Here is a 14129-nt window from a genome sequence, read left to right as displayed (position 1 = left end):
ATTAGAAGTACCTCAATCAGGACCTCCGTCCTCTCAGCCTGAATTGCGCGTGTATTTCGTCAACACGACGCGCGAAAACGCATTCATGAATTGCTCGACCCGTTCGAATCCCCCCGCGTCCTGTGCGAATACCGAAAGGCTGTCGGCAAGATGAGTCAATAGAAGAATCAGGTCCTCCTTCGGCGTATCGCGTTTCAACTCACCGCTGCGGATCGCGAATCCGACCGCTGTCTCGATTGCGCCGTGAATTTCGGTCGTGAACCTGACGAGGGTCGCGCGCGCTTCGTCGCTGAGCACATCGCTTTCGAGCCGTAGACGTCCGATCAGACTCCAGGGATGATGGGTCTTTCCGCCCGGGTTGTATTTCCTGTACAGATTGCGGTTATAGGCGATCTCTCCCTGCACCTTTTCCTGTAGCGACTTCGTTTCATCGAGCCAGATGCTCTTTTGCCCGTGGATTGCCGCGTCGACATAATCCTTGACGACTTCTTCAACGAGACTGTTCTTGTTGCCGAAGTGATAGTGGATATTGGTCGTCGTGATACCTAACTGTTTGGCGATCACGCCGAACGTGGTCTTGTGATAACCGTGTGCAATGAGCAGCTTCTTTGCCAGTTCTTTAATGCTGTCGTACATCGAAGGCTTTTTGGGCCCGGAAGTTGTCTTGTCGTTCTGACTCAACGTCTCACCTCGGCGAAAAACGGTGTGATGAGAGCGGCCTCATGCGGAACACAGCAGCAGGCGTGACTCGTGTAATTGCGGGCAGCCGGCGCACAACGGTCCGGCACGATTGATGGCGCCGATTCTACACGACTCCCCCGCGCCCCAGCAGCGAAGCAGTCCATCCCCGAGCCCGGCCAGCCGGCCGGCAAAACACTTCCCCCACTTCCCGTCACCCGTCGCAGACCCATTGCGGACGGCGCCAGGCGCTAGCCATGACGCTAGCAAAAATCCCCGTTGCCTGTCTCAAACAAAGCTGGTATCTTCACGAAAAAATACTTACTAGTAAGTAAGTATATGGGTCGCGATCGAGGGAAACCGCGCTGCATGCAGCAGCAGAATCAGGAGACACAATGCAGGAGCACGTTCTACTCAGGCGCCACGGAGCCGTGGCCGAAATCGTCATCAACCGGCCGGAAAAAATGAATGCGATGACGCCGGAAATGACGCAAACGCTGGTTGGAATCAGGGAGGAACTGGAGCGGGATAACGACGTACGCGTCGTGCTGTTGCGCGGCGAAGGCGAACGCGCCTTCAGTGCCGGCAGCGATCTCCATACGTTGAAGACGTATCGGACTGCGTGGGAATTCCGCCGGCGCACGGACTACGCGATGGTCATTCGCGAATTCACCAAGCCGGTCGTCGCGGCGCTCAAGGGATGGGTGCTGGGCGGCGGACTCGAAATGATGCTGGGCGCCGACATCCGCGTGGCGGGACAAAGCGCGAAGTTCGGCGCGCCGGAAGTCTTGCGCGGCTGGGTCGGCGGCGGCGGTGCATCGCAAATGCTGCCGCGTCTGGTTGGCTACGGCCAGGCCATGCGGCTGCTGCTCACCGGCGACTCGATCGACGCACACGAGGCGCACAGCATCGGTCTGGTGGAGATCGTGGTCGAAGACACGGCCGTGGTCGATACCGCGATGGCGCTGTGCCGGAAGATGGCCGAATTCAGCCCGATTGCGACGCAGTCGGTCAAGGCGGCCGTGCGCGCGGCGCTGTCGATGTCCGTCGATCAGGGCATCCGCTACGAGAACGAGTTGACGTCGCTGTGCTTCGCCTCGGGCAACTACGAAGAAGGAGCCAACGCGTTCGGCGAGCGGCCGAAGCGTTCCTAGCGGGCAAACAGTGCGCCGCGCCGCCTCTCGGTGCGCCGCGGAACATCATTGACAAGAGAAACGGAGACAGCGCTATGCAGCATGCACATGCGCAGCAGGTTAGCCGCAAAAACATCCGACGTGCGGTATTCGCGTCGACGCTCGGCACCATCATCGAGTGGTATGACTACGGCCTCTACGCCGCGGCGTCGGGGCTCATCATCAACAAGCTTTTCTTTCCGCAACTGTCGCAACTGGCCGGCGTGCTCGCGGCCTTCGCCACGTTTGCCGTGGGCTTCGTGATCCGCCCTGTCGGCGGCATCGTGATCTCGCATATCGGCGACAAGTACGGGCGCAAACCGGCACTCGTGTTCTGCGTGACGATCATGGGCGCGGCGACCGTGGGCCTCGGCCTGCTGCCGACCTATCAGCAGGTGGGCATGCTCGCCCCGGCCCTGCTGGTGCTGCTGCGGTTGATGCAGGGCTTCGGCGCGGGCGCGGAACTGGCCGGCGCGATCACGTTGATCGCGGAGTACACGCCGCCGTCACGGCGCGCGTTCTTTACCTCGATTCCCAATGCCGCCACGAACTTCGGCGTGCTGATAGCGATCACGACGTTCCTCGTGATTTCATCGGTGCCCGAGAGCATCCTGTATTCGTGGGCATGGCGCGTGCCGTTCCTGATTTCGCTGGTGCTGTTCGGAGTGGCGATCTATATCCGCTCGAAGCTCGACGAAACGCCCGAATATATCGCGGCGATGGAAAAGGCCAGTGAACGCGCGAGGAAGGAGAAAGTGCCCGTGGCCGAACTCTTCCGCAATAGCCGGCGCGAGGTTCTGTGCGGCTTCCTCGCGATGGGCGGCCATCAGGCGCTCAGCTATGTGCTGAACACGTTTGCCCTGAGCTACATGACCAACACGCTCGGGATGGCGAAGTCCGACAGTCTCATCGCCCTGATCATCGCGCTGGCTTTTTCGCTGCTGTGCGCGCCGGTGGGCGGCATGCTGGCCGACCGCTACGGCAGCGGCAACGTGTTCGCGGCCGGCGCACTGATCGCGCTGAGCCTCGTTTGGCCGCTCTTCCACATGATCGACTCGAAGGACGTCGTGCTCGCGACCATCGCGATGAGCGCGGTCTACGGCATCAGTTGGGGCTGCACCTGCGGCGCGCAGGGCTCCTTCCTGTCGAACCTGTTCCCGACGCAATACCGCTTCTCCGGCATCGCAATGTGCCGCGAGCTGTCGGGCGCAATCATTGGCGGCCCGACGCCGTTCATCGCCACGGCGCTCGTTGCGTACGCGAACGGCAAGCCGACCGGCGTGATGCTGTTCCTCGCCGTTTTCTGTCTGCTCACGCTGATCGCCGCGCTGTGGGGCAAGCGTCTGTCGCGTCATCAGGATGAACAGCAGGTGCTCCGGGAGTCGGGCTCGACGGCCTGATCCGTTGCGCCGCGAACATGCGGCCACGCGGTTCCCGGCGCGACGTCCGATCCAGGGCAGTTGTCGCTGCCCGGCGCGGGCGCCATTTTGAACGGCCCTTACCAAAGTAAGTTTTTGCGGTCCCGGCAGCGCTTCCTGCGAGGCGCTGCGGCTCGATACGAGGCACGGCGCGCGGCGCCCTGCGTGACCAGAACGCGACCCTACGGAGTAGAAGACATGCAGATTCTGAGCGCCGACGAAGCAGCCGGCATGCTGAAAGATGGCGATACCCTGATGATCGGCGGATCGGGCAGCGGCCATGCCGTGCCCGAAGCGCTGATCGAGGCGCTGGAGCGGCGCTTTCTCGCGCAAGGCGAGCCGCGCCGGCTCACCTCGGTACACCCGGTCGGACTCGGCGACCGCGGCGAACGGGGCGCTTCGCGACTCGCGCATGCCGGGCTGCTCAAGCGCGTCGTCTGCGGCACGCTCGTCGATTCACCGCCGCTTGCGCAGATGGCGCTGAACCAGGAGATCGAGGCGTGGACCTTGCCGCAAGGCGCGCTCTCGCAACTGACACGCGAAATCGCCGCGGGCCGTCCGGGCCTGATCAGCCACGTCGGTCTGCACACGTTCGTGGACCCGCGCAACGACGGCGGCCGGCAAGGTGCCGCCAGCGACGATACGCTCGTCAGCCTGATCGAGATCGAGGGACGCGAATGGCTTTTCTATAAACCGTTCGACATCGACGTGGCCTTTCTGCGCGGCACGACCGCCGACGAAGACGGCAACATTTCGATGGAGCAGGAAGCGATTTTCGGCGACATGCTGTCGATGGCACAGGCCACGAAGCGCAACGGCGGGCTTGTGATCGTGCAGGTCAAGCGGCTCGCGAAACGCGGCACCCTGCCGGCCAAGACGGTGAAGATCCCCGGCATGCTCGTCGATGTGGTCGTGGTCGAGGCCGATCAGCCGGTCACGTATCAGACGGCCTACGATCCGGCGTTCTCGGGCGAGATGCGCATTCCGCTCGGCGGTTTTCCACGTTTGCCGCTCGACGAACGCAAGATCATCGCGCGCCGGCTGGCGATGGAACTGCGCGTCGGCGCGGTATGCAACGTGGGCTCCGGCGTCTGCACCGGCATCGGACTCGTCGCGGCCGAGGAAGACGTGCTGCATCACATCGTGCTGACCAACGAACAGGGGCTGATCGGCGGTGCGCCGGCGGCCGGCCTCGATGCGGGCGCCGCGCGCAACTACAGTGCGATCATCGACATGCCGTACCAGTTCGACTTCTACGACGGCGGCGGAATCGACATCGCCTTTCTTTCGGCAGTCGAAATCGACTCGCAGGGCAGCGTCAACATCAGCCGGTTCGCGAACAAGCTGATCGGCGTGGGCGGCTTCATCAACATCAGCCAGAACGCACGCAAGATGGTGTTCGGCGGCACGTTCACAGCCGGCGGTCTCCAGGTGGCCTGCGAAGACGGCAAGCTGCGCATCCCGCGCGAAGGCGCGCACCGCAAGTTCGTGCCGAAGCTGCAGCAGGTGTCGTATAACGGACCGTTCGCCCGCGAGCGCAATCAGACGACGCTGTTCGTCACCGAACGCGCCGTGTTCCGTACTATCGACGGCGGCCTGGAACTCATCGAGATCGCGCCGGGTATCGATCTGGAGCGTGACGTCCTTGCACATATGGCATTCCGACCCGCCATTTCGCCGGACCTCAAGCTGATGGACGAGCGTCTGTTCCGCCCGGAGCCGATGGGACTCGACGCCGCGATGTCGGAACAGGCGTGGCCGGAACATCCGCGCCTCGCCGCGCGCCGGGAGAACCGCTTGTGAGCGGCGCGACGCAGGCATCGCGCATCGACGGCTCGACGCGTCTGTTCGGCATTCTCGGCAGCCCGGTCACCCAGGTGAAGACGCCACAGATCATGAACGCGCTTTTCGCCGCGGGCGGCATCAACGCCGTCTGTCTGCCGTTCGAAGCACCGGTTGCATCGTTCGCGCAGGTCGTGGCCGGTCTGAAATCGCTGGCCAATCTCGATGGCCTCGTCGTGACCGTGCCGCACAAGGTCAGCGCGATGGCGCTGGTCGATGCGGTATCGGCAACGGCGGCGCAGGTCGGCGCGATCAACGTGATGCGGCGGCAGCCGGACGGTAGCTGGTTCGGCGATATGTTCGACGGCACGGGGCTCGTCATGGGACTCGAGCGGATCGGTTTTGCGCTGCGCGGCAAGCGCGTCAAGCAGCTCGGTGCGGGCGGCTCGGGGGCGGCCGTCGCGTTCGCCCTTGCCGGTGCGGGTGTCGCGAGCCTCGCGCTGAGCGATCCCAACCGCGCGTTGCCCGATGAACTCGCCGGCCGCCTGAACCGCTTCCACCCCGCGTGTCAGGTCAGCGTCGATATCGATCCGGCCGACGTATCGGGCATCGATCTGCTGATCAACTGCTCGCCCGTGGGCATGCGGCCCGGCGACGGCATGCCCGCGTCATTCGGCGCGTTCCCTGCGTCGCTGCAGGTCGTGGACATCATCATGACGCCCGCCGTGACGCCGTTGCTCGCGCACGCGCGACAATGCGGCTGTCGAGCGACCAACGGGCGTCCGATGATCGAGGGACAACTGGCCGCATTCGCCACGTTCTTCGGCATCGACGTGCCCGCTTCATTTTCGTGTTTCTCCGACACACCCGCGTAAAGCCCGCCGCTTACGCCTGCCCAAACCATTCACAATCATCATGCACATCGTTCTTCCCACTTCCTCAGGCGAGCTCGAACCCTATACGCTCCAGGGCCAGCCGCTAGCGGTCAAACCCGCGACGGCGCCGTTCAGCCGGATTGCCTATTCCGCCGCGCACGTCGTCGCCGATCCGCTTCGAAGTGGCGAGCTGAACCAGCCGTGCGCGATCGACTGGACACGCACGATCGAATATCGCCGCTATCTGATCGGCCAGGGACTCGGCATCGCCGAGGCGATGGATACGGCCCAGCGCGGCATGGGCCTCACGTGGGAAACGGCGCTCGAACTGGTCGAGCGCACGATGAACGAAACCCGCGACCTGCCGGGCGCACTCATCGCGTCAGGCTGCGGCACGGACCATCTGCCCGCGCATCTTGCGACGTCGTGCGACGACGTGATTCGCGCCTATGCCACGCAGCTCGATGCAATCCAGCGCACCGGCAGCCGGGTGATCCTGATGGCGAGCCGCGCGCTCGCCCGCGTTGCGCGGCACCGCGACGATTACGCGCGGGTCTATCGCGAAGTGCTGGCCATGTGCGACCAGCCGGTGATACTGCACTGGCTCGGCGACATGTTCGATCCGGAACTGAAGGGCTACTGGGGCAGCGACGATCTCGACGAAGCCGCCGACGTATGCCTTGGCATCATCGCGCAGAACGCGCACAAGATAGACGGCATCAAAATTTCGCTGCTCGACGACAGCAAGGAAATTGCGTTCCGCCGCCGGCTGCCCGACGGCGTCAGGATGTACACCGGCGACGACTTCAACTATCCGGCGCTGATCAAGGGCGACGAACAGGGCTTCTCGCATGCGCTGCTCGGCATCTTCGATGCGATCGCACCCGCCGCGTCGCAGGCACTCGCCGCGCTGGCCGCAGGCGACGTGGCCCGTTACGACAGCCTGCTCGCCCCCACCGTCGCCCTATCGCGCCACATCTTCAGGATGCCGACGCAATACTACAAGACCGGCGTCGTCTTCCTCGCCTACCTGAACGGCTTCCAGCCGCATTTCTTCATGCTCGGCGGCCATCACGGCGCACGTCCGCCGCGCTATCTCGCGGACGTGTTCCGTCTCGCGGACACCGCGAATCTGCTGCGCGATCCGGAGCTGGCCGTCGAGCGCATGCGGCGCGTCATGGAAACGCTGGGCTGCGGCAATTGATACGGCCACTGAAGCGGCAACCAGGGAGAAACGACGCATGGAATCGCTGAACAACCAGCTACACCGTTGTTCCATCAATACCGCGACGCTCGGGCATCGCGAGCCGATCGCGCTCACGCTGGACCGGATCGCCCGCGCGGGCTTCGGTGGCGTAGCGCCGTGGCGGCAGGAAGTCGAAGCGGCCGGCGCCCCGGCCGTCGCGCGCCAGCTGCGCGCCTTGCAACTGAGTGTGAGCGGCTATTGCCGCTCGGCCTATCTGACAGGCGCCACGCCGGCGGAGCGCCGCGCGGCTATCGAAAGCAACCGGCGCGCGTTGCACGATGCGGCGGAACTCGACGCACGATGCTTCGTGATGGTCGTGGGCGGCGTGAATGGAACAGGACCGGCGAATAGCGCCGGCACGGCACCGCGCGATCTTGCGGGAGCGCGCCAGCAGGTCGCAGACGGCATCGCGGAACTGTACGACGAGGCACGCAAGCTGCGCGTGCCGCTCGCCATCGAGCCTTTGCATCCGATGTATGCGGCGGACCGCTCGGTGGTCAACACGATCGCGCAGGCGCTCGCTCTGTGCGAGTCCATCGCGCCCGACGATCCGGCGCTACTCGGCGTCGCCATCGATGTCTACCACTGCTGGTGGGACCCACTGCTGTCCGAATCGATCGCGGCGGCCGGACGCGCGCGGCGGATACTCGGGTATCACGTCTGCGACTGGCTCGCCGATACGCGGGACATGTTGATGGACCGCGGCATGATGGGCGACGGTGTCGTCGATCTGGCGGGTTTTCGTCGGCAGATCGAGGAAGCCGGCTACGACGGCATGGTGGAAGTGGAGATTTTTTCGCGCGATCGCTGGTGGACGGTCGAACCGGACAGCGTGCTCTCGACCTGCGCACAACGGCTGCAATCGGTGTGCTGATGTTTGCCGACGCTTGCTGTTACCCATCCACACTTCGCCGGCGGAGTGCCGCGCGGCGATGAAGGAACACAACAAGGAGAGACGACATGGTTACGGAAACCCATGAAACAACAACGCCGGCTCGTGAAGGGCGGCGACTGCAACCCGGCACCTACGCCGCGCAAGACATCCGGATTGGCGATCATTTCCTGACGTCGGGCATCACGGTCACGGAAACGCACGTCGTCAACTTCGCGGGCGTGTCGGGCGACCTCTACGACATCCATCTCGACGATGTCGCGGCACAGGAAGCCGGCTTTTCCGGCCGGATCGCGCATGGACTGCTCGGCCTGTCGTTGGCCGATGGCCTGAAGACACGTTGCCCCGTGCGGCTGATGGGCATCGCAACGCTCGGCTGGAACTGGGCGTTTCGCGCGCCGCTGCTGATAGGCGATCGCATTCACGTGGAAGTCGAAGTAAAAGCTCTGCGTCCGACCCGACGCGACGATCGCTCCATTGCGACGTTGTATCTGAAGGTGCTCAACCAGCGCGGCGAAACGGTGCAGGACGGCGAGACGCTGCTGATGATGAAGCAGGAGCCTGCTTTTGACCGGTAGGCAAGGGACATTGGCCCCGCCCCTACCCCTTCGGCGGCAACAACGCCGACAACAGCCGCCGCAACTCCTCGCATTCCCGTTGCGTCAGCCTTGCGGTCAACACACGCTCGAGTTCCTCGACACGCGGCCGCAAGGCCGCAAGCTGCTTGTTGCCGGCCGCGGTCAGCGATAGCAGATAACTGCGCTTGTCGGCGGGATCGTCGGATCGCTTGACGAGCCCATTGCGCACCATGCGCGCCACGAGATCGGCAATCGTCGAGCGATCCACGTCGAGCCCTTCGCCGAGTTGCCGTTGATTGACGCCGGGCGTGTGCCGCAGGATTTCGAGCGCCGCGTACTGGACGCTCGTGATCTCGGTGGAAACTTCGCTGAGCCATACCGCCGCATGGCGTTGCTGGGCGCGGCGGACGAGGCTGCCCGTAAACTTCGAGAGCGCATCGGGGTCGTGTTGGGTCGGCAATTTGGCAGTATCGGCGTGGTTTAGCGCAGGCGGAAAATCGGCCCGAAGAAGGCGTTCAGTTCCGCATAGGCATTCAGAGGAAGCACATGGGCGACGTATTGATCCGGACGAACCACGACGAGCGCACCCCGTTCGCGATCGATACCGCGTTCGTCGAAGATATCAGTTGCCGCATCGCTCGTAAATGCCTTCTCATAGTCGACGAGACCATAGCGTCCCTTGCGCGGCAATAGCAACGCCGGCAGGTCTTCGAGACGAACGTCGCGATGCGGTTGCTGCAGCACCGCGCGCAGATCGAACACGCTGTCCACGTCGGCCCCTTCCGGCGTGGCGAGCCGCAGCACCGAATCGGGTGACGTGGCGAGATGCTCGCACAGCGCATGCAGCGCGCTGCGATTCGCATCCGCGAACGCATACAGGCGCCAGCGGCCGTCCGCGCGCGCCGCATGGCCGAGATGGACGGGCTTCGCATCGGCGAGCCGCACGACCGGCGACGAGTGAAAGCGCGTGCCGATCGAAAAGCCCTTCGCGAGCGCCTGATGCGTTGCCTCGCCGGTCAGCATGGCCGGCCGGTAACGGGTCGCGACACCCGCCGTATAGCGGCCGGCGCGCACGAAATACGCCTGCAATTCCGCGGGATCGACGCCGCCGGCTTCGGGCCGGTTGGGATCTTTCGGCGGCGCGGCCATCATCGCCGACCATTCCTTGTCGAAATCGATCAGCTCCTGCGCGATCGGCTGACGCTCGTCGGAATACGTGCGCAACAGCTCGACGCCGCTGCGACCTTCCAGCACCGCCGCAAGCTTCCAGCCCAGATTGAAGCCGTCCTGCATCGACACGTTCATGCCCTGCCCGGCCTTCGCGCTATGCGTGTGGCAGGCATCGCCGGCGATGAACACGCGCGGCTCGCGCGCTGTGCCTTCGCTAGTCAACGCATCGTCGAAGCGGTCCGTCAGGCGCTGCCCCACCTCGTACACCGAGAACCATGCGACCTCCTTCACGTCGAGCGAATACGGATGCAGGATTTGCCGGGCCGTCTCGATGATGCGCTCGACGTTGGCCTGCTTGATGCTGTCGCGATTCTCCGGCGTGACTTCGCCGAGATCGACGTAGAAGCGGATCAGATACCCGCCTTCGCGCGGAATGAGCAGCAGATTGCCCTTGCCGGCGGACTGGATCGCGGCTTTCAGGCGAATGTCCGGGAAGTCGGTCACGGCGAGCGCGTCCATCACGCCCCAGGCATGATTGGCCGCGTCGCCGCGCAGCGTTTGTCCGATGGCCGTGCGCACGCGGCTGCGAGCGCCGTCGCAACCCACCACATAGCGCGCGCGCACCGTTATCGTCGCGTCGCCTTGCGCCGCATCGGTATGGCGCAACGTCACGCGCACCGGATAGTCGTGCGCATCGTCGCGTTGCACGTCGACGACTTCGAGACCGTAGTCCGGCTCGAGCCGCTGCGCGGAACGGCGCATCGAATCGAGCAGATAGTCCATCACGCGAGCCTGATTGACGATCACGTGCGGGAATTCCGACAGACCTGTTTCGGTATCCTGAACACGACCGGTACGCCTGATCGCGTTCCGATCATTCACGTCCGGACGCCAGAACACCGTTTCGTTGACCCAGTAGGCTTCGCGCAACAGGCGATCGCTGAGCCCGAATGCCTCGAACATTTCGACGGTACGGCAAGCGATGCCGTCCGCCTGCCCCATCTGCAACGCTTCGCCGCGACGCTCGACGATGCGTGTGCTGATCGACGGGAACTGCGACAGTTGCGCCGCCAGCACGAGCCCCGCGGGACCGCTGCCGACGATCAGCACGTCGACCGTCTCGGGCATGCCGGCGCGAGGCGCGCCTTGCGCGGCGGGTTCGATGGTCGGGTCGCCGACGCGAAAACCGTTGAGATGAAATTGCATGACTGTCTTCCTCCATTCCGTGTGGGTGGCACTGTGAAGACGAATATACTCCGTACACCAACCATTTTCCAAGCACTTCATGCACTCACTGATGTTTACCCTGGAATCTGGCATCGGAACCGGCCTGATGTGCGGCTTTCGTTGCGCAAGTCCCGCTTTGCCGCACGACGGTTTTTGTCGCGATGGCCGGTAATCGGGCCATCACGCCTCGTGTCCCTGCATGCCGGTCTATCGGCACGCTCGCGCATGTCGGGCTATATGACTTCGAGTGAAGCAAGCCTGTCACCCCCTGTTTCATGGCTCTGCCTGAAGCCTAATAGGCACCCGATTGACATTACAAATAACAAACAATATTTATAACATTTTCAATACGATAATTACGATTAACCAACATAAAGCATGCATTGCAGATTCAGCATGAAATTTGCTCTCCGGATTAACACGGATAAAAGGGGCTTGAATCATGCAAGCGCTTAACGCTCGGCGTACACTCGCCGCAAGCGCTTGCAGCAAGGCGCAACGAGTACTGAAGCACCCGTCGTCAAAGGCGGGTTTCTGAAGACAGAAAAGAGGAGAACAATCAATGAGCTGGACTCGGGAACAGAGAAACGTCACGATTGCCGCCTATCTGGGCTGGACATTGGACGCATTCGATTTCTTTCTAATGGTGTTCGTGCTGAAAGATATCGCGCAGGAATTCAGTACCGATATTCCATCGGTCGCGTTTGCCATCATGCTGACCCTGATGATGCGTCCGCTCGGCGCATTGATTTTCGGCTGGCTCGCCGACAAATACGGCCGCCGTCCCACGCTGATGGTCAACATCGCGTGCTTCTCGCTGCTGGAGTTGCTGTCCGGCCTCTCGCCGAACCTGATGACGCTGCTCGTGCTGCGCGCGCTGTTCGGTATCGCGATGGGCGGCGAATGGGGCGTCGGCGGTGCGCTGACGATGGAAACCGTGCCGCCGAAATCGCGCGGCATCGTCTCGGGCCTGTTGCAGGCCGGCTACCCGAGCGGCTATCTGCTCGCCTCGATCGTGTTCGGCGTGTTCTATCAATACATCGGCTGGCGCGGCATGTTCTTCGTCGGCGTGCTGCCCGCACTGCTCGTGCTCTACGTCCGCGCGCACGTGCCGGAGTCGCCCGCCTTCAAGACGCTCGAAAAGAAGGCGCGCCCCGGCCTCGTCGCAACGCTCAAGCAGAACGTCGGCCTGTCGATCTACGCGATCATCCTGATGACCGCGTTCAACTTCTTCTCGCACGGCTCGCAGGATCTCTATCCGACCTTCCTGCGCGTGCAGCACCAGTTCGACGCGCATACGGTGTCGTGGATCACGATCACGCTGAACATCGGCGCGATCTGCGGCGGGCTGTTCTTCGGCTGGATATCGGAGAAGATCGGCCGCAAGCGCGCGATCTTCATCGCCTCGCTGATCGCCTTGCCGGTGCTGCCGCTGTGGGCTTTCTCGAGCACGCCGATGCTGCTCGCGCTCGGCGCGTTCCTGATGCAGATCTCGGTGCAAGGCGCATGGGGCGTGATCCCGGTGCACCTGAACGAAATCTCGCCCGATGAGATTCGCGCGACCTTCCCCGGCCTCATGTATCAGCTCGGCAACCTGATCTCGTCGGTCAACGGTCCGCTGCAATCGAAGATCGCAGAGATTCACGGCAACAACTACGCGCTCGTGATGGCGGTCGTGATCGGCATCGTCGCAGTCGTAATCTGCGTGCTGATTCCGTTCAGCCGCGAGCGGCGCGGCATCGACATGACGCAGTCCGCGCGCGAAGTCGGCGCGCCTGCCACGGGAGGCGCCGTGTAGGCCGGCTCGCCCGCCGACCGCTTCAAATGCTTCAAGCGTTCGAACTAAACAGCTACTGCGCCGGCGCGTTATAGGGCACAATAGCTGCAAAGGCGGTTCGAACCGCCACGACGCCAACGCGCGTCAGGCGCCTCGGGTTATCAGGATCGAGGCGCGGGGCCAGATACATCGCAGAGCAATACGAGGCCGTTCCGATTTCGTCGGAACGGCCTTTTTATTTTCCGCGCGATCTGACGCACCGCGCACAGGAAAGGCGACCCTCGTCAGGTCTTCTAGAGGAGTTAGTCGAACGGGACCCCTTGATCGCAGCCGTCATCCTTCTTTATCCTGAAAAAAACGATTGTTTCAAATGGCGATTTGAATCGCTTGTTTGCGAGCCGGCAGCCCCGGCAACTGGGAGACGCAACATGGCAGTTCGCACAACAGGCCGGCATGCCGGCGATACCAAGTCACGCATTCTCGACGCCGCGGAGACGCTCTTCATCGAATGCGGCTACGAGGCGATGTCGCTGCGGCAGATCACTTCGCGCGCCGAAGTCAATCTCGCGGCGGTCAACTATCACTTCGGCACCAAGGAGTCGCTGATCCACTCGATGCTGTCGCGCCGTCTCGATCAGCTCAACCAGGAGCGGCTCAAGCTGCTCGACCGCTTCGACGCCATGCTCGGCGCGCGGCTGACCTGCGAGCACGTGCTCGGCGCGATGTTCATTCCGGCGCTGCGGCTCTCGCGCGATCCGCGCATTGGCGGCAAAGCGTTCCTGCGCCTGCTCGGCCGCGCCTATACCGATCCGTCGTCGTTCATCCGCGATTTTCTGAACCAGCATTACGAGCCGGTGGCAGTGCGCTTTTTCGATGCGTTCCAGCGCGCGCTGCCGCATCTGCCGCGCGAGGAACTCGGCTGGCGGCTGCACTTCGCGATCGGCGCGCTGTCGGGCGTGCTCGCTGGCACCGATACCGACAGCCTGATTTCCGAGTTCTCGCAGGGCAAGTCGATGAACGATCTGCAGCTGATCGCGCGCCTTGCCTCGCTGATGGTCGCTGCGCTCAAGGCGCCGCTGCCGGACAGCTCGCAACTGGCGACGTTCGCCGCGGTGCTCGGCGATGCAACCGATGGCGCTCAGGAAGCGGCCGGCCGTGAGATGGCGCCGTCCGCGTCGCGCGAAAGCGCCGCATCGGCACAACCCGCTTATAGCGATACGGACGGTGGCGAACGCCGCGGCGGCGGTGGCATCGAAGCAGCATCGGCATCGTTCGAGCACGTGTTGCACGGCACGGCTTGAGCATGCCTCGCCC

The 14129-nt window shown here is 63.4% G+C and carries 12 protein-coding genes; 9 read left to right on the top strand and 3 right to left on the bottom strand.

Translation table 11 applies throughout. The features are described 5' to 3' along the window. Positions 1–33: 33 nt before the first annotated feature. Entirely contained in the window at positions 34–636 is a 603-nt protein-coding gene (locus tag G3N58_RS11825) for a TetR/AcrR family transcriptional regulator (protein WP_167284289.1), read from the bottom strand. A 437-nt stretch (positions 637–1073) separates the two neighbouring features. Here G3N58_RS11825 and G3N58_RS11820 point away from each other — a divergent pair, with 437 nt between their 5' ends. The 7 genes from G3N58_RS11820 to G3N58_RS11790 all read left to right on the top strand — a co-directional run bounded on the left by G3N58_RS11820 (position 1074) and on the right by G3N58_RS11790 (position 8641). After that, positions 1074–1832 (top strand): enoyl-CoA hydratase/isomerase family protein, encoded by a 759-nt coding sequence (locus G3N58_RS11820; protein WP_167040089.1) that lies wholly within the window; start codon positions 1074–1076, stop codon positions 1830–1832. A 74-nt stretch (positions 1833–1906) separates the two neighbouring features. Beyond that, positions 1907–3250: an MFS transporter gene (locus tag G3N58_RS11815; RefSeq protein ID WP_167284290.1), complete on the top strand. Its 1344-nt coding sequence runs from the start codon at positions 1907–1909 to the stop codon at positions 3248–3250. A 216-nt stretch (positions 3251–3466) separates the two neighbouring features. Then, the gene (locus G3N58_RS11810; RefSeq protein WP_205999237.1) at positions 3467–5071 is read left to right on the top strand and encodes a CoA-transferase; all 1605 of its coding nucleotides are present in this window, start codon (positions 3467–3469) and stop codon (positions 5069–5071) included. After that, positions 5068–5925 (top strand): shikimate dehydrogenase, encoded by an 858-nt coding sequence (locus G3N58_RS11805; RefSeq protein WP_346778261.1) that lies wholly within the window; start codon positions 5068–5070, stop codon positions 5923–5925. Before G3N58_RS11810 ends, G3N58_RS11805 begins: the two co-directional genes overlap by 4 nt. Before the next feature lie 40 nt (positions 5926–5965). Then, a complete protein-coding gene (locus G3N58_RS11800; protein WP_205999236.1) occupies positions 5966–7129 on the top strand; it encodes a dihydrodipicolinate synthase family protein in 1164 nt (387 codons plus the stop codon). A gap of 37 nt (positions 7130–7166) precedes the next feature. Further along, positions 7167–8045 (top strand): sugar phosphate isomerase/epimerase family protein, encoded by an 879-nt coding sequence (locus tag G3N58_RS11795; protein ID WP_205999235.1) that lies wholly within the window; start codon positions 7167–7169, stop codon positions 8043–8045. An 86-nt stretch (positions 8046–8131) separates the two neighbouring features. Then, a complete protein-coding gene (locus G3N58_RS11790; RefSeq protein WP_167040099.1) occupies positions 8132–8641 on the top strand; it encodes a MaoC/PaaZ C-terminal domain-containing protein in 510 nt (169 codons plus the stop codon). A 22-nt stretch (positions 8642–8663) separates the two neighbouring features. Here G3N58_RS11790 and G3N58_RS11785 read toward each other — a convergent pair whose 3' ends face one another. Together G3N58_RS11785 and G3N58_RS11780 are read right to left on the bottom strand one after the other, a co-directional pair. Further along, on the bottom strand, positions 8664–9101 hold the full coding sequence (locus G3N58_RS11785; protein ID WP_167284294.1) for a MarR family transcriptional regulator: 438 nt from the start codon (positions 9099–9101) through the stop codon (positions 8664–8666). Between the two features lie 20 nt (positions 9102–9121). After that, on the bottom strand, positions 9122–11017 hold the full coding sequence (locus G3N58_RS11780) for an FAD-binding monooxygenase (RefSeq protein WP_167040103.1): 1896 nt from the start codon (positions 11015–11017) through the stop codon (positions 9122–9124). 583 nt (positions 11018–11600) lie between these two features. On the opposite strand from G3N58_RS11780, the gene G3N58_RS11775 reads away from it, so the two are divergent. Together G3N58_RS11775 and G3N58_RS11770 are read left to right on the top strand one after the other, a co-directional pair. Beyond that, positions 11601–12836 carry an MFS transporter gene (locus G3N58_RS11775; RefSeq protein WP_167040105.1) on the top strand — a complete coding sequence of 412 codons (1236 nt, stop codon included), beginning with the start codon at positions 11601–11603 and terminating at the stop codon, positions 12834–12836. Between the two features lie 407 nt (positions 12837–13243). Further along, positions 13244–14116, top strand: a complete 873-nt coding sequence (locus G3N58_RS11770) for a TetR/AcrR family transcriptional regulator (protein WP_167284296.1) — start codon at positions 13244–13246, stop codon at positions 14114–14116. Positions 14117–14129 lie beyond the last annotated feature (13 nt).

Origin of the sequence: Paraburkholderia sp. Ac-20342, from assembly GCF_017104985.1 — a bacterium.
Lineage (GTDB): Bacteria > Pseudomonadota > Gammaproteobacteria > Burkholderiales > Burkholderiaceae > Paraburkholderia.
This window is presented reverse-complemented; position numbering and strand designations above follow the sequence as displayed.

What these genes read in the sequence shown, in the direction of transcription:
- G3N58_RS11790 (WP_167040099.1), top strand. Translation starts at nt 8,132, where the DNA reads ATGGTTACGGAAACCCATGAAACAACAACGCCGGCTCGTGAAGGGCGG.
- G3N58_RS11780 (WP_167040103.1), bottom strand. Translation starts at nt 11,017, where the DNA reads ATGCAATTTCATCTCAACGGTTTTCGCGTCGGCGACCCGACCATCGAA.
- G3N58_RS11825 (WP_167284289.1), bottom strand. Translation starts at nt 636, where the DNA reads ATGTACGACAGCATTAAAGAACTGGCAAAGAAGCTGCTCATTGCACAC.
- G3N58_RS11800 (WP_205999236.1), top strand. Translation starts at nt 5,966, where the DNA reads ATGCACATCGTTCTTCCCACTTCCTCAGGCGAGCTCGAACCCTATACG.
- G3N58_RS11775 (WP_167040105.1), top strand. Translation starts at nt 11,601, where the DNA reads ATGAGCTGGACTCGGGAACAGAGAAACGTCACGATTGCCGCCTATCTG.
- G3N58_RS11810 (WP_205999237.1), top strand. Translation starts at nt 3,467, where the DNA reads ATGCAGATTCTGAGCGCCGACGAAGCAGCCGGCATGCTGAAAGATGGC.
- G3N58_RS11815 (WP_167284290.1), top strand. Translation starts at nt 1,907, where the DNA reads ATGCAGCATGCACATGCGCAGCAGGTTAGCCGCAAAAACATCCGACGT.
- G3N58_RS11795 (WP_205999235.1), top strand. Translation starts at nt 7,167, where the DNA reads ATGGAATCGCTGAACAACCAGCTACACCGTTGTTCCATCAATACCGCG.
- G3N58_RS11820 (WP_167040089.1), top strand. Translation starts at nt 1,074, where the DNA reads ATGCAGGAGCACGTTCTACTCAGGCGCCACGGAGCCGTGGCCGAAATC.
- G3N58_RS11770 (WP_167284296.1), top strand. Translation starts at nt 13,244, where the DNA reads ATGGCAGTTCGCACAACAGGCCGGCATGCCGGCGATACCAAGTCACGC.